A 19,851-nucleotide genomic window follows, 5' to 3' on the forward strand; every position below is an offset into this window, starting at 1 on the left:
AAAATGTGCAAGTCTTTTTAGACCCACTTATCTGCCCAATTATGAACTTGATCAAAAACAGGCTTCAAATCATTTCCTTTTTTAGTCAAACCATAAGAAATAATTCCTGTTTCAGAAACGCTTCTCTTAACGATTCCTTCTCCTTCAAGTTCCTTCAGTCTTTCAACTAAAACTCTATCAGAACATGCATTAATACAATGTGCTAAATCTTTAAAACGCATATCTTGCGCATCACACAAGGAACTAATAATCAAACCATTCCATTTCTTGCCAATGATTTGAAAGGCATTAATGAAATGTCCACATAATTCATAGTTTTCAGGTTTACAGCCATCTTTAGCCTTTTCTTTTACTGTTTGAGACATAACAAATTCCCCCTAATAACCCAAATTTTAGCTACTAAAAATAGAATATAAATCTATATACTTATTATAAGTAATTTACTTACTTAATACAAGTGCTATGCTAGGCAAAATGATAAATCATTATGCCTGCAGCCACTGCCGCATTTAATGATTCAGCCTGACCCTTAATTGGAATATACAACTTTTCATCACTCATTTCACTAATCAAATCACTAACACCATGAGCTTCATTGCCAATTACTAAAGCAAGCTGGGACACTTTTTCAAAGTCAGACAATTCTTTAGCTGTTTTATCTAGCATACTTGCATAAACCGGTATACCATTTTCTTGAAAATCAGCAATAACTTGACTCAAATCTCTCTTAATTAAATCAATGTGAAATTGACTACCTTGCATTGAACGTTGAGTCTTAGGATTGTACAAATCCACACTTTCAGGAGATAAAATTACCCCATCAAATCCTGCTGCATCAGCAGTTCTAATAATAGTCCCTACATTACCAGGATCAGCTAAATTATCTAGCAAGACCCACTTACCATAATTAAATGAAAAGTTTTTTGGCTGATTTATTTTAAGTACCATAAAAATCTCTTGAGAATTTTTAGTATCACTTAAATGTCTAGCAATTGCCTTATTAATTAAAATAACTGTTTTACTAGTTATATCTACACCCATCTTTTCAGCTTTAGAAAGAGCCTCATCTGTACCTAAAAGATATTGAAACTTCTTACCAGACTTTAAAGCCTCTTCAATCAAATGAAACCCTTCAATAATATAAAGCCCACTATCTTCTCTATATTTCTTTTTATTTAACTTTGCTAAATCTTTGATTGTTTTATTATTAACTGAACTTATTTGTTGCATAGGAATCTCCTTCTTCTTAAACTATTTTATAGAAGATTAGATAAAATTAACATAGACAATTTAAATTTGTAATAGAAAAGAGAAATAACAATGAATTTATTTGATAAATTTATAAAAAAAGAAACTCATAAACCTACTGGTGAAGTCGCTGAAACTTGGAAAGCTCTTGTTTCTGGTACTGTTCAAGGAGTTGGATTCAGATGGAGTGTACAAACTTTAGCCCAAGGTATGGGAATCAAAGGTACAGTAAAAAATAATCCAGACATGACTGTAACTATTATTTTACAAGCAAATAAAGGAAAAGTAGACGAATTTTTGAAAGATTTACCTAATAATCTATCTCCTTTTGCAAAAATTACAAATATTGACTTAAAAAGACTGGAAAATGTTGAAAAAATGCATGACTTCCATGTAATATATTAAGAAGTAATATTTTTTTAAGTTAAGATAGAAAATAAGTGGTGATTTATTTCAAAATGAAAAAATTTCGTAAATATGCTAGTCTAATTGCGCTTTTAAGTGTAATTACGATTATTTTATCAGGTTGTTCAGGTGGAAATCCTAATACTAATACTCCACCTCATGGTGGACCTTATGGTTGGATTTTCCAATATATCAGTCTTCCAATTCAAAATATCATGTTACAAGTAGCTCATGCAATTGGTGGGGCTGATGGAGCTGGTTGGGCAATTGTAATTATTACGCTCGTCGTAAGAACTATTCTTTTGCCTTTAATGCTTAGCCAACAAAAAAAGAGTGTTACTCAACAAGAAAAGATGTCACGCTTGCAACCACAAATGAAACTCATTCAAGGAGCAATGAAACATAAAAATATTACTCCTGAACAACAAATGCAGCTTTCAACTTGGCAACGTGAGCTTTATTCTAAGAATAATGTTTCTTTAACTGGTGGAATTGGATGTTTACCTTTGGTTATCCAAATGCCAATTATGATTGGTATTTATCAAGCTGTAGCATACTCTGCAGTTCTTAAACATGCAACATTCTTTGGAATTTCATTAAGTGATAAGTCAGTTATCTTAGCAATTGTCGCAACTATTTTTGCTGTAATTCAAGGTTATATTTCATTAATCGGTATTCCTCAAGAACAAAAGAAGACAATGCAGTCAATGATGTTTATGAACCCAATCATGACTTTATTCTTCAGTTTATCATTCTCAGGAGCTTTAGCTCTTTACTGGGCTGCAGGTAACTTTGTAATGATTATCCAACAATTAATTGTAACTTTCATTATTCAACCTCGTGAAAAGGAACGTATTAATAATGAATTAAAGGATAATCCTGTAGTTGAAGTAGTCACACAAAAGCAAATTGATGATTTATTTAGTAGCCACAGTTCAACTACTGGCAATGATGAAAAAACACATGAATTACATCAAGACTTGCGTAAACGTAACCAAGGTAAACAAAATAAAAACAAAAAATAGCATTTAAAAAATCGCTAGAACTTAGTTCTAACGATTTTTCGTTTATCTTAATTAATTTCTTTTACGTTTTTTACCAATTGCAAGACCAAGTGTAGATGCTAAGGAGGCAATAAGCAATCCCATTAAACCTGTTTTATTAGTTTCTTCAGCACCAGTTTGTGGTAATGTATCTTCATTTGTAGCTACATCATGAGAATTATTTTCAACAATACTACTCTTAGTTGATACAGAAGTTAACTCTGATGTCTTTTTAGCTTCTTTAACATAAGCTGAGGAGTATTGAGATGAAGCATTAACAGTTGATTTCTTTGGATTTTCAATTGTAGGCGCTGTTTCATCTTCTGATTCTAAGTATTCAGTTTCAGATTTATCTGAAGAGTTTGAAGAATTTGAATCATCTGGAATTAAACTTTCATCCTTTGGAGGAATATCTACTGAATCATCTTCTTTTGGTTCTTCTGGAACTGTTGAAGTATCAGGTTCTTCTGGCTCAGCTGGAGTTTCTGGTGTTGGTTCTGGATCTGGTGTTGGAGTTGGTTCTGGATCAGTAGGTTTTTCCGGTTCAGTAGTTGCATCTTTCTTATAAATTACAATGTCATCTTTATTCAAATCATCATTGTAATTATCGTTTGTAACTGTGATGTCATATGGACCTACTTCTAACCTATTCGCCGTATAACCATCAATCTTTGGACTCACCACTACTACAAATGTTTGAGTTGCTGTCCATTCACCATTCCAATTTTCTTCGCCAGTAGCTAAGTTTTTAGTACCACTTTGAGTAAATTTAATCGTTTTAACTACAGTTGGCGCAGCTTCAGTACCATCTTCATAGATGTAATGAATAGTTTGAGTTACGTACTTATCGCGACTAATAGTTTCAGTTTGTGGCGCATTTTTAGTGTAAACTACAATATCAATTTTATCTAAATTATCCTTGTAGTTATCATTTGTAACTTTGATGTTGTACGGACCTACTTCGGCTTTGTTAGCAGTATAACCATCAATCTTCGGACTTGTCACTATTACAAAGTTTTGTTCTGGAGTCCATTCACCATCCCAAGTCTCTTCACCTGTTACTAAATCCTTAGTACCAGTTTGAGTAAACTTGATTTGAACTGTGTAAGTTTCAGCAGCCTTTGTACCATCATCATAAACGTAGTAGATTGTTTGGTTAACTACCTTATCACGGTTGATTGTTTCAGTAGCGTTAGTTTTGTAGACTACAGTATCTACTTTGTCTAAGCTATCATCATAATTGCCATTTGTAACTGTGATGTCATATGGCCCTACCTCTGGAGTATCAGTATGGTAGCCCTTAATGTCTGGGCTGACTACAGTTACAAAAGTTTGAGTTGGAGTCCATTCACCATCCCAAGTAATTTCGCCAGTTACTAAGTCTACGATACCAGTTTGAGTAAATGTAATGGTCTTATTTACAGTTGGAGCAGCTGTTGTACCGTTTTCGTAAATATAATTAATAGTTTGGTTAACTACTTTGTCACGACTAGTACTTTCAGTCTTACGCTTCAAATAAACATACACATGCTTCTCACCTTCCGCAATTGTACCATTAGTGGCTTCTGGATGAACTGACTCAGTAGCTAAAATATAATTTGCACTTAAGTAGTCCCATAATTCATTTTCATAATTATCACCAACTGCTAAATGTTCAATCTTTTGTAAGTAATCATCTAAGTGAATTCCATCTTCTGGAACGAAACTAGTTTGACCACTTTGAGCCTTATCATGCACATCAACATAGTGGATATGAACAGTTCCATTTGCATTTAACTGTAATTTCCCAGGAGTGTAAATAATTGCAATAGGATCTGGAGCTTCATAGACAGGCTTTTCCATATCAAAAGTTAACTTCGGAATCGATGTTGAATAAGTTGCCCATGCAGAACCTAACTTATTGCTGAATCTAATTTTGATGCCATTACCATGAACTTTAAATACCCCTGCACCAAAGATTTCTTTACTCCTATCAGTTGAGTCATCCCACAAACCATATTTGTTGACGATGTCTTCACCCCAGATTTTGATAGCTTCTTCCTTTTTAAGCGCAGTTGTAGTACTTAAAATTTCATTATTTTTATCTGAGTATAAAACATCCCCATTTGGACCTTTGTGAATAGTTACAGAAGATTCTGGTAAGGCAACACCACTACCGCCATGATTAGTTCCATTAATAATTTCAGCTTTTTCAACATAATCATTACCTTCACCCATACTATTTAAAGAGCCTATAGTAATGAATGCTGAATTATCTGCTAAATTAATTAATTTACCTGCAGAATTATATAGCTTCATATCCATGGTTACACCACTACTATTTTTGTAGAAGAAACCATTTGTTGGACAATTACCAAAATAAATTCCGCCTTTATCTGCAGGTTTACCTGTATAATCACTTGACCAATCACTGAAGGTAATAACTATACTTCCAATTTTTTGATCCGCATAACTTGAATTTTGTAAATTACTATAAGTTACTTCAAGAAATTCACCATTAATATTTGGAACTGTTACTTCCCAGAAATTATTTAAAAGTCCATTTAATATACTACCAGAACCCTCTACTACAGATGGGTGCTTACTTACAGCCGAAACTGTAGCATTTTCTTCCTTACCAATTACCAAAGATTGAGATAAATCACCTGGGTCAGTATGAGAATCATCCCAAAGGCCTAACTTTTTAAGCTCTGCAATATAAGCTTCTTTTGCCTCATTATATTTAGCCATATCTTCGTTATATTTATTTTCGGCAAGAGCTAGCTTATCTTGGTACTCTTTTAGAGTTTTACTAATTTCTCTAATTTGGTCTTCTGTATATTCTTTAAGCTTTTCTGTATTAATTTTAATGTCAGCTACAGTTGTATTAAAAACTTTTTCAGGGTCAATTTTATTAACTTCAATTACAACGCCTTCAACTTTAGAAGCTTCATCTAAAATATTATTAAGTTCACTGTTAACTTCTTGGTTAACCTTGTCAACTTCCTCTTTAGCTTCATCATAAGACATTTTAGTCGAATTCTCAGTAGAAACTGCTGGAACTTCTGTAATAGGTGCTTTTTGATCCTGTTTTGTACTTGTTTGAGAATCTTCTTGCGAGAGTGAATTTTCTTCAGCAATTATAGTTTGACTTGTGTTTTCAACTGAAGTATTACTTTCAACTTGAACAGGAAGAACTTGCTCTGTTTGACTCACACTTTCAGTATTTTCTATTGCTGGAGCTTGTGAAGATGATTGCACAACTTGGTCACTTACAGAAACAGATGCTTTTTCGGTTTCTATAGTATTTGCACTACTTGCAGGATTATCAACTACTTCTTCAGTAACTTGTTCTGTTTTATCTGATTGACTTTCTTGAGTCACTTGATTTTCTTGAGCAACTGTATTTTCTTGTTTTAAAGTTGAACTCTCATCAACAGCTGGAGGAGCATCAGCATGCTCATTAGTATTTTCAGTTTGTGCTTCATTAGGTTCAGAAAATTCAACATTTGAAGATGAAGTATTTTGCTCGGTTACATGCTCACTTACGTTGATTTCAGAAGCAGCCACTAGGTGGGCCTTACCCCCCCCATTATGAGAAAAGGCTAGTCCTATCAGCACTGAAGCGGCCCCTACAGCGAGTTTGCGAATTGCATGACGCTCAGTTTTTTCTTCTATTTTACGAATTCTTTCTAAACGATTATTCTTTGAAACCATATTTTTTACCTCATTCTATTAAAAATCCATTCATTTATGACATTGTGTCATTCGATAAATATATATTATGACATAATGTCACTTTATGGAAGTAGTATTTACCTTTCTTAAGCTTTTCTTTATTAATTGTATTTATCATTCAAAAAATACAGCTAATAAAAAATAGGCTTCAAAAGCCAAAATACTTTCAAAACCTATTTATTTACCTTTTTTCTTGTCTTTTTTGATCGAGCTTTTTTAATCTAGCTGCTTCTTTTGCACTAAGAACTGGGAAGCTCAACTTAAATTGACTACCTTGTCCTTGAACTGATTCAACACTAATTGATCCATGATAACTAGTAACTAGTTTCTGGGCAATTGATAATCCTAAACCATTTCCACCTTTTTCACGGGTACGAGCTTTATCCACTCGATAAAAACGATTGAAGATTTTCTTTTGATCTTCTTTAGAAATTCCCTCACCGAAATCTTGAACAATGATATGAACTTCATCATCACTAACTCCAGCAGAGACATTAATTTGCTTAAGATCAGTTGAATATTTAATACCATTATCAATCAAAATTACCAATAGTTGTTCTAAATGTCCATGATAAATTTGAATTTCCGTATTTGCTGGTAAATCATCCATATCAAGTCGAATTTTAAAATCAGGGTGAACTAAGTCCAAATCACTTACTACACGCTTAAGGACTTCATAAACGTTTGTAACTGCATTTGGATACTGCACATTAATCTGTTCAGCTCGTGTCAAATCCAGCATCTCTTGAATAAGGTGCTTCATTCTATCTGCTTCTTGTAAAGAAGCTTTAATAGATTCATCCAAAATCTGCGGGTCATCTTTTCCCCAACGCTCTAACATATTTAAATGCCCTTCAATTACTGCAACAGGTGTTCTTAATTCATGAGAAACGTCTCCCACAAATTCTTTTTGCTGATCAATGTACCGTTGCATTCTATCAAGCATTTCATTAAAAGTAATTGCAAGTTCTTCTAGCTCATCATTTCGATGTAATTCTTTGATTCGCATAGAACTATTAGGATCATCATTGACTTCACGGGCAACTTCAGACATTTCCTTGATTGGCTTAACAACATCCCTTACCACTAAGTAAGCAATAGCTGAAAAAATAATTACTGCAATTATAGAAATAATTAACATCCAATGAAGCAAATTCTTCATCTGACGATTATAGTAATTCATTTGATTAGCAACTACAATATAGCCAATTACTTTACCACTAGTTGTTGATTTTACTCGATGATATGTAATCAACCTAATATTGTTTCCATTTTGCTTTTTGACAACCTTCGAGCTTCCCGAAAATTTATGAAATTCTGGTACTGCATTTCCATTTGAAAAAACTACTTCATCATGTTTATTATAAACTGCAACGTTAATATCAGGATTAGTTACTGAAGATAATAAATCATCATTAAATGCACTATTAACGTTATCACCTCTACTAATTGCAGGTTTTCCTTGTAGAATCCGCTTAGTTGAAGGTGTTAATGAAGGAATTACATTAGAAATCTGTAATTCATCTGGAATTGTTTCAAGTCGTCTTTCAAATGCTGCTACTACATTATTAGAAACTTCTTCTTGCTGATTCAATGATTGCTGACTTACAATTGAATAAACTACCACTGAAAATACAACAAAAGAGACCAAAATCGTCAACGTAACGACACTGACCCATCTTACAATAAGTGATGAATGTTTGGTCTCTTTATGTTTTTTGCCCTTAGATTTGGTCATCGTCTTCATCTCTCACCATATAACCAGTTCCACGAACGGTTTTAATGTATGATGGACGGCCTGGAATGTCAATTTTATTGCGCAAATAACGAACATAAACTTCCACAACATTGGTTTCAATGTTTGATTCCGGACCCCAAATTTTATTAAGAAGCTGATCACGACTAACCACATTATTTTTATTTTCAATTAAAGTCATGAGCAAGTTATATTCTCGCTTAGTTAAGTCAATTGCCTTACCATCTCCGCGATGAACGATTCTGTTAGCAGTTTCAATAGTTAAATCCTTAAACTTAACGATTTTTTGTTTAGCAACAGTCACACGAGAAGCATCTTTTTCAATTTTTACTCGACGAAGAACAGCGCGCAATCGTGCTAAAAGTTCTTCAATTGCAAATGGCTTAACAATATAGTCATCTGCACCATGATCAAGTCCAGAAACTCGGTCAATAACTGAATCTCGTGCAGTCATCATAATAATCGGAGTAGTCTTAACTTGACGAACTCGACGAGCAATTTCCAAACCATTCAAGTCAGGAAGCATTAAATCAAGTAAAATTGCATCAAAGTCTTCCTTTAATGCATCTTCTAACCCTTTACGACCATTATTTTCAACTACTGTTTCGTAGCTTTCATGTTGAAGTTCAAGTTCCACAAAACGTGCTAAGTTCTTTTCATCTTCAATAATCAGAATTTTTGCCATGTTTATCTAGTTCCTTGTCAATAAATTTGTATCTAACCCTATAAAAATTAGATTAAAAAATGTTTTTATAATTAAAGGATACTTTAAAATGCCTTCTAAGACAAGCTAAAAAAGCAATCAAAAGGAAATTTCTTTTTGACTGCTTTAAGGCTATTTATCATTATTTTTATCTTGATCTTTAAACATATCCTTAAGCTTAGCAAAAGCTGGATTTATTTGATTTTTCTTACCTTCTTCAAAGTCAGACTCAGAAATAACTTCCCAATCTTGACCTTCTGGATAAATATCATTTTCCTCTTCTTCTGGAGTCAAAATTGTCACAGGAATATGAAGCAAGATATTATCTTCAACAGCTGTTTGCAAGTCAATTTTATCATCTTCAACCTTAACGATTGGATCTGAATTATCATCCAATTCTTGCTTAGTTGGTGTTGTTTCTGAATAATTTTCAGTAAAACGAAAATCTTCATGATATTTAACTGGAGCTAAACTTCGACTAGAAGGAACTACTAAATCAGCTGTCACATGAAAATTACCAATTACATAGGGTTCATCATAAAAGAGATCTCCTTCAAGATGAACATTTTCAGCTTTAATAAGTAAATCTGTGCTCCTATCAAAAAACTCAGGACGCATTTCTAAATCACGTTCAATATGAGTTAATGGAGCCTTACTATTTTTAATACTTGAAAAACTTAATGTAAGCATTTTTTACACCTCCAATGGTCGTCGACCAAAGTTCTGGTCAACATGCATAAATTGTTCAAAAAATCGATCAACTCTCACTTGCAAATGAAGTGAGCCGCTTTTTGCACTGCGTTTATCAACTTTAGAAACAATTTTCGTTTCAAAATTTTTACGATTGTTTTTTAAATATTTTCGACCAATCTTACTGAATCCCAATAACATCAATGATTGATCATTAAAACTATCAAGCATATCATCTTGAGTAACATTCAAAAGAGTATATAAGCTTAATCTTCTAATTCTTGAATAAGTATAGCGTTTAGATTTTACATGACGCAAAAATTCTGTAAAACTCTCCGCCAAATGAATTTCTTGCTTCATTTTATATTCAAGACCTTCACTCATTTGATAAATATTACGCAATTCTTCAACCGAAGAAGATTCAAGACGATATTTTAAAAATGGAAAAAGTAAATTCCAATTTGGATAAATTTCTTGCTTTGCTAATTCATCAGCTTCAATTTTAGGAAGCCATGTTTTAAGCTGCTCTTTATCCTCACCATGCAATAAAAGATTACGAATTGCACTTGCACTTTGAACTGCTTTAGTTCTATTAAGCAAATCATCGTGTCCTGCTCCAATTCGATTAACAGGATGCAAAGTCAAAGGTGAGCCTAAATTATAATTTGCTACTGCATATGCTAAACCTAAAATTGCATTTGGCTGATTAACTTCATACCCAACTTCTCTAGCAACCATTTGATTATATTGAGTAGAATAAGTTTGACTATAATCTTTAAAATCCATATGATTTTGTGGAATTTCGGCAATTTTACTACCTAAGTATGCAAAATTTAAATTTGCGTCTTCAACACCAAATACTAGATTTTCCACACCTAATTTTTTTAGTTGTTCAACGCTTCCAAGTGAAAACAAATCAGCAGGTTCTACAGCTGTAGAAAACGGCATTTCAAACACAAGGTCCGCTCCAGAATTAAGTGCTGCTTTAGCACGCTTCCATTTATCCATAATCGCCATTTCTCCACGTTGGACATAGTTTCCAGACATCAAGACAATGATTGGATCATTTCCTGCTATAAGGCGCGCTTGATTCATTAAAAACTCATGTCCACTGTGAAAGGGATTGTATTCTGCTATAATCCCAACTGCACCCATAGAATTAATCTTCCTTTAATTCAACACGTTTACCATTTGCCCATAATTTTTCTAAATTATAAAAATCACGCGCATCAGCAGTAAAAATATTTACAACAACATCTCCAAGGTCAATCAAAAGCCAATTAGAATCACGAGTACCTTCAATACGATAATCAGTATAGTCATTTTCATGTGCTTCATCAATAATCGCATTAGCAATCGCATGAAGTTGACGATTAGAACCTGCACTTGTAACTACATAATAATCAGCTAAAATACTAATTCCTTGCATATCATAAGCTTCAGTATTTTCACCATGACGGTCACTGATTGCCTTTGCTGTAAAATCTAAAACTTCTTTACTTGTCATCAAATTCTCCTTTTATTTAACACTCCATACATTATACGCAGATAATGTTAATGGATAAACTTTGTTTCTATTTTCAATTAAAAACTCTAACGTATGAGCTAATTCATAGCCCACACCATCATCTAAATTACGATAACTAATCTCACGAGCTTTTTCTACACCTGGAAAATCACGTCCTGGCTCAATAAAATCTGCTACAAAAACAATTTTATCTAAAGTAGTCATTTCTACATCAGCTGTTGTATGACGCCAGACTGCTTGCAAAATTTCTGGATCAGTAATTTTTAAATCTCGCTTAATAAAATAAGTTCCAACAATACCATGCCAAATTGCACGATTCCAATTAAGCAAATCTTTATCAAAGTCCTGTTCTTGAATAACTTTGCGATATTCTTCAATTGGAATCTGCTTAGCATAATCATGAATGAAACCAGCAAGAGCAGCCTTATTTTCATCATAGTTATTTAACTTTGCTAATTTTCTAGCTGTTTCACTAACTTGAACACAATGCTTAAAACGCTTCTCGTCCATATTTGCTTTTTCTTTAGCAATAATTTCACTACTTGATAAAGGTGAATATGTTTCTTTAAAAAACAACTCAGTCACGATAAAGCCCCTTTTCAATGATATACTTACGAACACTTTCAGGAACAAGATATCTAATTGAAGTTCCAGTAGCAACAGAACGACGAATATAGGTAGAACTTAATTGAATATCTGGTGCATCTACCCAAATCATCGGATATTGCGGATCTTGAGGATAACCTGGACGTCTAATTCCAACCAAAGTTGCCATCTTGGCTACTTCTCCGGCATCTTTCCATGTGTGAAAACTATTCACTTGGTCACTACCCATAATCAAATAATAATCATTCTGAGGTGCTTTTTCACGCAAGTATCTCAAAGTATCAACAGTATAAGAAACGCCACCACGAAATAGTTCCAAAAGTTTTACTCGAAAACGAGGATTATCTCTAGTAGCTAAATCAAGCATTGATGCACGATCTTTTGCGGAAGTAAGAGGTGCATCTTTATGAGGAGGAATATTATCAGGAATAAACCAGACTTCATCAAGGCGCAATTTTGTTAAAGCTTGTTCAGCAGCAACCAAATGTGCCATATGAACAGGATTAAAAGTCCCACCCATTATACCTATCTGACGACCCTTTATTTCACTTTTTTGTAACTTAGTTTCAGCTTTTTCAATACATTTTGGACTAGCCATAATACACCTCTAAATTAATGCATGACGAATTCCTAAACCAATTTTATCAGGAGTATAAGTCTTTACCAAATTTCCTTTTGGTACTCTTACAAAACCTATTCCTCCAAAAAGCAAGTCACTATCATATTCAGTTTTAAATTCTTGTCCCTTAAGTGGAGCAATTGTTTCTCCTTCTGTAGGAGGAGTGAGCATTTCGCCTAAATGCTTTTCATAAAATGCATCTGCATTCTCAGTCTTAGTACGGTGCACATACATTCCACGTGCTGTATAAACTGTAAAACTTGTTGGCTCACCTTTTAAAAAGTCAATTCTGCCAAGTCCACCTAAAAATAAAGTATTGCCGGGCTTAATTTGATAAGTTGCTGGTTTAAGTGGTTTTTTAGGGGAAATAATTTCCAAATCTTTAGGACTTATATGAGTGGCTAATTGATTAGCTGTCATAATTCCGGGTGTATCAATTAAGAAATGACCATTATCAAGTGGAATTTCAATTTTATCTAAAGTTGTACCTGGAAAACGTGAAGTTGTGATTAAATTCTTAACATCTCCCATCTTGTCAATAATTGCATTAATCAAAGTTGATTTTCCAACATTAGTCATTCCAACAAAGTAAATATCTTTATCTTGAGACTCTTTATATAAATATTCAATCAAATCATCAAGATATTTTTGACGAGCAGCACTAATTAAAAAGATTTCTTTAGGATGAAGTCCCATTCGATTAGCTTCTTGTCTCATCCAATCTTTAATTTTACTTTGACGAGTATTCTTTGGAAACAGGTCAAACTTATTACCAACTAAAATAAAATCATTATCTCCTACAAATCTTTTCAAAGAAGATAATAGAGAGTTTGAAAAATCAAACAAGTCAACAACGTTAACAATTAATGCCTTTTTAGTTGCTAATGAATTAAGCAGTGCTAAAAAGTCATCATTGTTTAAATCTACTGGCATAATTTCATTATAATGACGCAAACGGAAGCAACGTTGACAATATACTTCTTCAACTTCACCTTCTTCTGCTTTTTTTAATGCACTAGCAGGTAAATAACCTGCCTTTTTTGGATCAGTTGACTGCAAAATTGAGCCACATCCAATACAAATTATATCTTCAGCCATTTTTTAATGTCTCCTTAAAAGTTACACGATGGGATAAGTTCAAAAAGAAAAATATAATTTTCTCAAAAAAGCGATTAATACGGGTATTCCACTTATCTGTTTCAACTAATGGTTGAACTAAAACTGATTCAACTCCGGCCAAATTTCCCGCTTGAATATCAGTAATTAACTGGTCACCGACCATCATTATCTGATTCTTTTTTAAATTTAATTTTTCTCGCTCTTTATTAATTGCAAATGGTAAAGGCTTACGTGATTTTGCTACAAAAGCAATTCCATATGGATTTAAAACTTTTCCAACACGTTCAGCATTATTATTAGAAATAACCACTAATTTAATATTAGCCTTTGCAAGACGCTGATTCAATTTATTCATCTCTTCAGCGGTTTCAAATTTATTCCAAGCAAGCAAAGTATTATCTAAGTCAGAAAAAACTGCTTTAATTCCTAATTTTTGCAATTCATCAATTTTTAAATGATAAATTGAATCAATTGTATATTTTGGTCGAAATAACATTCAGTAATTTTTCCCTTTCAATTCAAAAGTCCGTAAATATATAATAACAAAAAATCAGTAAAATTAGCACAAAAAAAGACGCGTCACTTGGGCGCGTCAATTTTTTTAGACTAGTTCAAAGCCTTCTTAGCAGTTTCTGCTAATTGTGCAAAAGTTTCTGAGTCGTTGTAAGCAATGTCAGCTAACATCTTACGGTTCATGTCAACGCCAGCAACCTTAAGGCCGTGCATTAACTTAGAGTAAGAAATGTCGTTTTGACGAGCTGCAGCATTGATACGAGCAATCCATAACTTTCTGAATTCGCTCTTGCGACGACGACGGTCGCGGAATGCATATCTGTAAGATACAAACAATTGAGTGCTTGCAGCTTTAAATTGCATGTGCTTTGCGCCACGGTAACCCTTGGCAAGCTTCATAACCTTCTTACGACGTCTACGTGTTACTGTTCCACCTTTAACTCTTGGCATTAGAAAATCCTCCTACTATCGTTCGTACTTTAATTAACGCATTTGTGAAACCATTTGTTTAATGCGTTTCATGTCGCTTGCTGAAACCATAGCAGCTTTTCTTAAGTGACGACGTTGCTTCTTAGTCTTACCGTGGAAACGGTGACCAGTAAATGCGTGGTGACGCTTCAAACCACCATTAGCAGTTCTCTTGAAACGCTTAGCTGAAGCGCGGTGTGTTTTCATTTTAGGCATTATAAATTCCTCCAATTAACTACTTTTTCTTTTTGTCCTTTTCACTCTTAGGAGCAAGCATTAAGAACATTGAGCGACCTTCCATCTTAGGTCTGCTAATTACATTAGCAATGTCGGAAGTTGCTTCTGCCATCTTCTCAAGTACTTGTTGGCCTAATTCCTTGTGAGTGATTGCACGACCTCTGAAACGAATAGAAACTCTAACCTTAGCGCCTTCTTTAGTAAGGAACTTTTGTACATGCTTCAATTTAGTTTCAAAGTCGTTACCTTCAATAGTTGGACTTAAGCGAATTTCTTTGACACTAACTGTCTTAGATTTCTTACGGGATTCTTTAAGCTTCTTTTGTTGTTCGAAGCGATACTTACCGTAGTCCATGATACGGGCAACTGGTGGCTTAGCATTTGGTGAAATCAAAACTAAATCAAGATCTGCATCATTTGCTCTTTGAAGTGCATCTTGCTTTGTCATGACACCAACTTGCTCGCCATTCTCATCAATTAAACGAACTTCACGTGCGCGAATTCTATCGTTTAAAATCAAATTCCTTGGTATGACTCTTCACCTCCGTGTTAATTTGAGGACAAGAAAAGAGCAGGCTTATAAGTTTAACGCCCGCTCTTAATCAACAGAAATTATCGATTAGCCTAGAGGTTAACTTAACTTAGGCGAGAAGCGGGAGCTTCTTCTTGTTCTCAACTAGTACGATTATACTCTTTACTAAAGTAATCGTCAATAATTAATTTAGTTTTCGCGTGAGTATGACTTAACATCAGCGTCAATTTCGTTAATGAAGTCATCAAGACTCTTAGAAATTTCTTCTTCAGTACCGTAACGACGAACATTAACTCCGTTACTCTTCATTTCTTCATCACCAAGAACTAAAGTGTAAGGTACTTTTTGGGTTTGAGATTCACGAATCTTGTAACCCATCTTTTCATTTCTGTCATCAATTTCTGCTCTAAATCCACGCTTAGCAAGTTCTTGTCTTACCTTTTCAGCATATTCACCATGAGCATCTAAGTTAACTGGAATAATTTCTACTTGAACTGGAGCAAGCCAAGTTGGGAATGCACCCTTGTAGATTTCAGTAAGGTAAGCAATGAATCTTTCCATAGTACCAACAATACCACGGTGAATCATAACTGGACGGTGTTCTTCACCATCTTTACCTACATAAGTTAAGCCAAAACGTTCAGGAAGCATGAAGTCAAGTTGAATAGTTGACATAGTTTCATCATTACCTAAAGCAGTCTTAGTTTGAATGTCAAGCTTTGGACCGTAAAATGCTGCTTCACCTTCTGCTTCAACGTAGTCAAGACCAAGGTCATCCATAGCACCTTTAAGCATCTTTTGACTTCTTTCCCACATTTCGTCATTTGCAAAGTACTTATCAGTATTCTTTGGATCACGGTATGAAAGTCTGAAGTAGTAATCAGTAATGTCGAAGTCTTTATAAACGTCCATAATTAAACGTAAAACTTTAGCAAATTCTTCTTGGATTTGGTCAAGTTCTACAAAAGTATGACCATCGTTTAAAGTCATTTCACGAACACGTTGAAGACCTGACAAGGCACCTGATTTTTCATATCTGTGCATCATACCAAGTTCAGCAACACGAAGTGGAAGATCACGGTATGAACGAATGTGGTGCTTGTAGATTTGAATATGACTTGGGCAGTTCATTGGACGAAGTTCAAGCATTTCGCCATCTCCCATGTCCATTGGTGGGAACATATCGTCACGATAGTGTGCCCAGTGACCAGAAGTCTTATAAGCATCTAAGTTCATAAGAACTGGAGTGTAAACGTGCTTGTAACCATCAGCTACTTCACGGTCAATAATGTAGCGTTCTACAACACGACGAATAGTGGCACCCTTTGGCATCCAGTAAGGAAGACCTGCACCAACTTTAGGATCTACGAAGAAGAGGTCAAGGTCACGACCAATAGTACGGTGATCGCGTTCCTTAATTTCTGCACGACGCTTTAAATCTTCATCTAAAGCAGCTGCTTTAAAGAATGCAGTACCAAAGATTCTTTGAAGCATAGGATTTGAACTCTTACCCATCCAGTAAGCACCAGCTACTGATAAAAGCTTAAAGTGTTTAATTTTACCAGTATTTGGCATCAAAGCATCAAAACCAAAGTCTACAAAATCACCAAGCTTATATGCGTCAACAGTATCTGCATCAATCTTCTTCAAAAGATCACTCTTATATGGATCATCCTTGAACATTTCTTCAAGTTCGCTTTTAGCCATTTGAACATGTTCAATCTTTTCACCATTTTTAGCCATCTTTTGCATTGCCTTTTCTAACTTAGGCAATTCGCTAACTTTAATTTGATCTTTTTTATCAGTATCAACATAAAAGCCACCGTCATCAGCTACATGTTCACCAAAGTGAAGTTCAGGGTATTCCTTTTTAGCAACAGCTTCAAACATAAATGCAGCAGTTGCACGCAAAACATCTAAACCTTCTTCATCCTTATCAGTAATAATTGCAACTTCATGATCGCCATTTAAGACAAAGTCAAGTGGCTTAATTTGACCATCAACTTTACCTGCAACAGCTGCTTTACCTAATGATGTAGCAATTCCATGTGCTAATTCTGCGATAGTTAATTCTTTGTCAAAATCCTTCTTTGAACCATCTGGCAAAGTAATTGAAAAACTCATATTTACCTCCAAAAAAGAAAAATAAAAAAGTCCCAGTGCTAACTGCACTGGGACGCTTAATTACGTGGTTCCACCCAAAATTCAGGCTAGAGTGAGTCTAGCCTCTCTTAATAGATTGATATAGGAATCTAACCAAATATGAACGTTGGGTAATAAACGAGTGGGGTGCTACTTTAATGAAAGACTTCCAGAACTAGATCTTTCTCTCTGAGACAAGTAGCATCATGTTCATTTACTTAAATTCTATTATACGCACTCATTTTTTACTTGCAAGCCCTTTTCTAAAATTTATTCCTGAATTCTCCGATTTTCTCCATCAACTACAACTTCTTTTGCTAAAAAGCGAACCCTTTGCATAAGACGTCCAGCTTTAACGGCATCAATTGAATTCTTAGTCTCTTTAAAATGCTCCTCTAAATCATCCATGCTGAGATTTGATGAAAAAAACGTTGGAAGCACATTGTCCATTCTTGCTTGTAAAATTACCCCTAACACATCATCTCGCGACCATTGACTTAAAGTTTCAGCACCAATATCATCTAAAATTAAGAGATCACTTTCAGCAACTTTATTAATTTCTTTTTGCAAGCTATTATCTTCAAAATGTCTACTAAGTCCTGAAATAAAAGTTGGAACATGCAAAAAGACAACATTCTTACTCATTGCTGCAACATAATTAGCAAGACCTGCCAAAAGATAAGTCTTTCCTACGCCAAAATCACCAGTTAAAAATAAACCTCTTTGATGAATATCTTTTTTATAATCTAGCAAAAACTTCTGAATCAAACCAAAAGCCTCAGATCTTTCAGCAGTTAAATCCAGTTGACTTAAACGAACATTATGAAGTTTTTTAGGTAAATCTATTAACTCTAAATGCTCCTTGGTCAACTTTTCACGATCATGACTAATTTTTTCAGCAGTTGGTTTATAGCGAACATCAATTACACGTCCATTTAAAAATAATTCCGGTTGATATCCATCCATTACATGGTTGGCATTCTTTTTTTGAGTATAAAACTCGTACAAATTAGCCATACTATTTGCAACAATAGCTTTATTTAAATGACTAGCATTTTCTTTTAAAAAAGTTTGTACATCTTTATCTTGTAGTACTTCTTTTTGTAACAAACTAAAATTGCCTAAATTACGTTTTTTAACAACATTATTAATCATGTCGCCAATTGGCTTCATTTTTATCACCTAATTCATACCATTTTTATCTTCAAAATCTTCAAAAAACTTCTTTAATTCTTCCGGATTAAAATTCTTGTCAGGTTTCTTTGCCTTCTTCTTACTCCAATCTGTCCCCTTTTCAACATGTTTTTTACGCGTATAAGTCTTTTTATTATTTGTTTTATCAATTCCTCTTTGTTGAATATAATCAAGAGCCTGTGAAGCAGTAGCTATTTGATGTTGCAGCCAATCATTTGCCAAGTTATTAGCTAACTTATAATTAACATTTGCATTGTCGTAATATTCCAGACAAGTATAAGTAATCATATTGATTACATCTATCGGCAATCCTTTCATATGCAAATTACTTAATATCGTATTTTCAGAAGCAGTTGTAAAGCCACCCTTTGCTTCTTTCATTTTATATAAAAATTGAGCTGGAGATAGTTGAGTTGCTGCATCGATTAACTTTTGATTTTTACTATTTTTAGAAACAGCTACATTCTCTTTATTCTTTTTAATTTGCTTTGCTATATTTTGACGAGTGTGATTTAAACGATAATTATCAGCAATCATTTCTTCAATTGCCTTCATATCAAGTTTATAACTTCCACGTAAAGTTGGCAGAGACTCTTCCACAAATTCTTGCTCAGTTAAACCATAAGTCTGAATTAATGACCTAATCGCTGCTTTTTTTAATTTAATTTCTTCTACAGGAATTTGATAAGTTTCAAATTGATCTTCAATAAACTTCCAATCTGTGGTATCAGTATCATTAATTTCTGCTTTTGGAATGTCTTGAACTTGGTTTTCCATAGCAGCTTCTTGTACTTCTTGAGAAGGGCTAATTGCTTCTTTTTGAGAAAGACGAAAAACGTCAAAAAAGGACGCAGAAACTTCTTGTGCATCCTTAATTTCTTTTTCCCGAGATTTATTTTGCTGAGCAAAATAATGACTAAGACTTTGAAAATTAGTAGAGCCAATTTTCTCACGTAATAAGCTAGATAATAATGGCGTTGAAAAAAATTCTTTTGACTGTGGAACTTTCAACAAACGAAATAAAATTGTTTGACCTACCATTGTCTTTTTAAGGTAAGTTTTAACTAATCCTACAGCTTCTAACTTATGAAGAGCCAAAAATAAGTCCCTCAATCCACAATCTATTTGTTGTTGAAGCAAACCAATAGCCTTAGCACTTGAAATAGTATCATATGAATCAAAATTTTCAATTAAGGTTTGATACAGTGATATAGCTGTTGCACCTATTAAGGGTTGATAGAGCTTAATTAATATTTCAATATCTTCTGGAAAAAGCTTTATCTGATTAAGTACAAGAAAAGGCTGTCTGGGATTAGATGTCTCAAACATTT

20 protein-coding genes and 1 other annotated feature are annotated in these 19,851 nt (G+C 34.0%); of the genes, 2 read left to right on the forward strand and 18 right to left on the reverse strand.

What is annotated here, in order from left to right:
• Positions 1–17 precede the first annotated feature (17 nt).
• Positions 18–365, reverse strand: coding sequence for a winged helix-turn-helix transcriptional regulator (locus ACTHPI_RS07110; protein ID WP_445353475.1), 348 nt, complete (start codon positions 363–365; stop codon positions 18–20).
• Positions 366–465: 100 nt separating this feature from the next.
• Positions 466–1,230, reverse strand: a complete 765-nt coding sequence (locus ACTHPI_RS07115; RefSeq protein ID WP_445353476.1) for a TrmH family RNA methyltransferase — start codon at positions 1,228–1,230, stop codon at positions 466–468.
• Positions 1,231–1,320: 90 nt separating this feature from the next.
• Between ACTHPI_RS07115 and ACTHPI_RS07120 the strand changes: the two genes are divergently transcribed.
• Positions 1,321–1,653, forward strand: coding sequence for an acylphosphatase (locus ACTHPI_RS07120; RefSeq protein WP_445353477.1), 333 nt, complete (start codon positions 1,321–1,323; stop codon positions 1,651–1,653).
• 53 nt (positions 1,654–1,706) lie between these two features.
• Entirely contained in the window at positions 1,707–2,678 is a 972-nt protein-coding gene (gene yidC, locus ACTHPI_RS07125) for a membrane protein insertase YidC (protein ID WP_445353478.1), read from the forward strand.
• A 51-nt stretch (positions 2,679–2,729) separates the two neighbouring features.
• Here yidC and ACTHPI_RS07130 read toward each other — a convergent pair whose 3' ends face one another.
• The 16 genes from ACTHPI_RS07130 to ACTHPI_RS07205 all read right to left on the reverse strand — a co-directional run bounded on the left by ACTHPI_RS07130 (position 2,730) and on the right by ACTHPI_RS07205 (position 19,849).
• Positions 2,730–6,392, reverse strand: coding sequence for a mucin-binding protein (locus ACTHPI_RS07130; RefSeq protein ID WP_445353479.1), 3,663 nt, complete (start codon positions 6,390–6,392; stop codon positions 2,730–2,732).
• 202 nt (positions 6,393–6,594) lie between these two features.
• Complete coding sequence (locus tag ACTHPI_RS07135; RefSeq protein WP_445353480.1) at positions 6,595–8,160, reverse strand: HAMP domain-containing sensor histidine kinase; 1,566 nt, start codon at positions 8,158–8,160, stop codon at positions 6,595–6,597.
• Positions 8,138–8,854: a response regulator transcription factor gene (locus ACTHPI_RS07140; protein ID WP_445353481.1), complete on the reverse strand. Its 717-nt coding sequence runs from the start codon at positions 8,852–8,854 to the stop codon at positions 8,138–8,140. Before ACTHPI_RS07140 ends, ACTHPI_RS07135 begins: the two co-directional genes overlap by 23 nt.
• Positions 8,855–9,004: 150 nt before the next feature.
• Positions 9,005–9,562, reverse strand: a complete 558-nt coding sequence (locus ACTHPI_RS07145) for a DUF177 domain-containing protein (protein WP_445353482.1) — start codon at positions 9,560–9,562, stop codon at positions 9,005–9,007.
• A 3-nt stretch (positions 9,563–9,565) separates the two neighbouring features.
• Entirely contained in the window at positions 9,566–10,717 is a 1,152-nt protein-coding gene (locus ACTHPI_RS07150) for a nucleotidyltransferase (RefSeq protein ID WP_445353483.1), read from the reverse strand.
• A 4-nt stretch (positions 10,718–10,721) separates the two neighbouring features.
• Positions 10,722–11,069, reverse strand: a complete 348-nt coding sequence (gene rsfS / locus ACTHPI_RS07155; protein ID WP_445353484.1) for a ribosome silencing factor — start codon at positions 11,067–11,069, stop codon at positions 10,722–10,724.
• A gap of 12 nt (positions 11,070–11,081) precedes the next feature.
• Positions 11,082–11,675: a bis(5'-nucleosyl)-tetraphosphatase (symmetrical) YqeK gene (gene yqeK / locus ACTHPI_RS07160; RefSeq protein WP_445353485.1), complete on the reverse strand. Its 594-nt coding sequence runs from the start codon at positions 11,673–11,675 to the stop codon at positions 11,082–11,084.
• The gene (locus ACTHPI_RS07165; RefSeq protein WP_445353486.1) at positions 11,668–12,294 is read right to left on the reverse strand and encodes a nicotinate-nucleotide adenylyltransferase; all 627 of its coding nucleotides are present in this window, start codon (positions 12,292–12,294) and stop codon (positions 11,668–11,670) included. Before ACTHPI_RS07165 ends, yqeK begins: the two co-directional genes overlap by 8 nt.
• 9 nt (positions 12,295–12,303) lie before the next feature.
• Positions 12,304–13,413 (reverse strand): ribosome biogenesis GTPase YqeH, encoded by a 1,110-nt coding sequence (yqeH, locus tag ACTHPI_RS07170; protein ID WP_445353487.1) that lies wholly within the window; start codon positions 13,411–13,413, stop codon positions 12,304–12,306.
• Positions 13,406–13,930 (reverse strand): YqeG family HAD IIIA-type phosphatase, encoded by a 525-nt coding sequence (locus ACTHPI_RS07175; protein WP_445353488.1) that lies wholly within the window; start codon positions 13,928–13,930, stop codon positions 13,406–13,408. The genes yqeH and ACTHPI_RS07175 overlap by 8 nt, the downstream gene beginning before the upstream one ends.
• A 110-nt stretch (positions 13,931–14,040) precedes the next feature.
• Positions 14,041–14,397 (reverse strand): 50S ribosomal protein L20, encoded by a 357-nt coding sequence (gene rplT, locus ACTHPI_RS07180; RefSeq protein WP_445353489.1) that lies wholly within the window; start codon positions 14,395–14,397, stop codon positions 14,041–14,043.
• A 33-nt stretch (positions 14,398–14,430) separates the two neighbouring features.
• The gene (gene rpmI, locus ACTHPI_RS07185) at positions 14,431–14,631 is read right to left on the reverse strand and encodes a 50S ribosomal protein L35 (RefSeq protein WP_144355552.1); all 201 of its coding nucleotides are present in this window, start codon (positions 14,629–14,631) and stop codon (positions 14,431–14,433) included.
• A 19-nt stretch (positions 14,632–14,650) separates the two neighbouring features.
• On the reverse strand, positions 14,651–15,172 hold the full coding sequence (gene infC, locus ACTHPI_RS07190) for a translation initiation factor IF-3 (RefSeq protein WP_445353490.1): 522 nt from the start codon (positions 15,170–15,172) through the stop codon (positions 14,651–14,653).
• 37 nt (positions 15,173–15,209) lie between these two features.
• Positions 15,210–15,326 (reverse strand) — a sequence feature (ribosomal protein L20 leader region).
• A 47-nt stretch (positions 15,327–15,373) separates the two neighbouring features.
• The gene (thrS, locus tag ACTHPI_RS07195; protein ID WP_445353491.1) at positions 15,374–17,308 is read right to left on the reverse strand and encodes a threonine--tRNA ligase; all 1,935 of its coding nucleotides are present in this window, start codon (positions 17,306–17,308) and stop codon (positions 15,374–15,376) included.
• 288 nt (positions 17,309–17,596) lie between these two features.
• Positions 17,597–18,499, reverse strand: a complete 903-nt coding sequence (dnaI, locus tag ACTHPI_RS07200) for a primosomal protein DnaI (RefSeq protein ID WP_445353492.1) — start codon at positions 18,497–18,499, stop codon at positions 17,597–17,599.
• Between the two features lie 9 nt (positions 18,500–18,508).
• Positions 18,509–19,849 (reverse strand): DnaD domain protein, encoded by a 1,341-nt coding sequence (locus ACTHPI_RS07205; protein WP_445353493.1) that lies wholly within the window; start codon positions 19,847–19,849, stop codon positions 18,509–18,511.
• Positions 19,850–19,851 lie beyond the last annotated feature (2 nt).

Source organism: Lactobacillus sp. PSON, from assembly GCF_052615405.1.

Excerpts from the sequence above, each read along its gene's own strand:
- ACTHPI_RS07110 (WP_445353475.1), bottom strand. The coding sequence starts at position 365 with ATGTCTCAAACAGTAAAAGAAAAGGCTAAAGATGGCTGTAAACCTGAA.
- ACTHPI_RS07115 (WP_445353476.1), bottom strand. The coding sequence starts at position 1,230 with ATGCAACAAATAAGTTCAGTTAATAATAAAACAATCAAAGATTTAGCA.
- ACTHPI_RS07120 (WP_445353477.1), top strand. The coding sequence starts at position 1,321 with ATGAATTTATTTGATAAATTTATAAAAAAAGAAACTCATAAACCTACT.
- yidC (WP_445353478.1), top strand. The coding sequence starts at position 1,707 with ATGAAAAAATTTCGTAAATATGCTAGTCTAATTGCGCTTTTAAGTGTA.
- ACTHPI_RS07130 (WP_445353479.1), bottom strand. The coding sequence starts at position 6,392 with ATGGTTTCAAAGAATAATCGTTTAGAAAGAATTCGTAAAATAGAAGAA.
- ACTHPI_RS07135 (WP_445353480.1), bottom strand. The coding sequence starts at position 8,160 with ATGAAGACGATGACCAAATCTAAGGGCAAAAAACATAAAGAGACCAAA.
- ACTHPI_RS07140 (WP_445353481.1), bottom strand. The coding sequence starts at position 8,854 with ATGGCAAAAATTCTGATTATTGAAGATGAAAAGAACTTAGCACGTTTT.
- ACTHPI_RS07145 (WP_445353482.1), bottom strand. The coding sequence starts at position 9,562 with ATGCTTACATTAAGTTTTTCAAGTATTAAAAATAGTAAGGCTCCATTA.
- ACTHPI_RS07150 (WP_445353483.1), bottom strand. The coding sequence starts at position 10,717 with ATGGGTGCAGTTGGGATTATAGCAGAATACAATCCCTTTCACAGTGGA.
- rsfS (WP_445353484.1), bottom strand. The coding sequence starts at position 11,069 with ATGACAAGTAAAGAAGTTTTAGATTTTACAGCAAAGGCAATCAGTGAC.
- ACTHPI_RS07165 (WP_445353486.1), bottom strand. The coding sequence starts at position 12,294 with ATGGCTAGTCCAAAATGTATTGAAAAAGCTGAAACTAAGTTACAAAAA.
- yqeH (WP_445353487.1), bottom strand. The coding sequence starts at position 13,413 with ATGGCTGAAGATATAATTTGTATTGGATGTGGCTCAATTTTGCAGTCA.
- ACTHPI_RS07175 (WP_445353488.1), bottom strand. The coding sequence starts at position 13,930 with ATGTTATTTCGACCAAAATATACAATTGATTCAATTTATCATTTAAAA.
- rplT (WP_445353489.1), bottom strand. The coding sequence starts at position 14,397 with ATGCCAAGAGTTAAAGGTGGAACAGTAACACGTAGACGTCGTAAGAAG.
- rpmI (WP_144355552.1), bottom strand. The coding sequence starts at position 14,631 with ATGCCTAAAATGAAAACACACCGCGCTTCAGCTAAGCGTTTCAAGAGA.
- thrS (WP_445353491.1), bottom strand. The coding sequence starts at position 17,308 with ATGAGTTTTTCAATTACTTTGCCAGATGGTTCAAAGAAGGATTTTGAC.
- dnaI (WP_445353492.1), bottom strand. The coding sequence starts at position 18,499 with ATGAAGCCAATTGGCGACATGATTAATAATGTTGTTAAAAAACGTAAT.
- ACTHPI_RS07205 (WP_445353493.1), bottom strand. The coding sequence starts at position 19,849 with ATGTTTGAGACATCTAATCCCAGACAGCCTTTTCTTGTACTTAATCAG.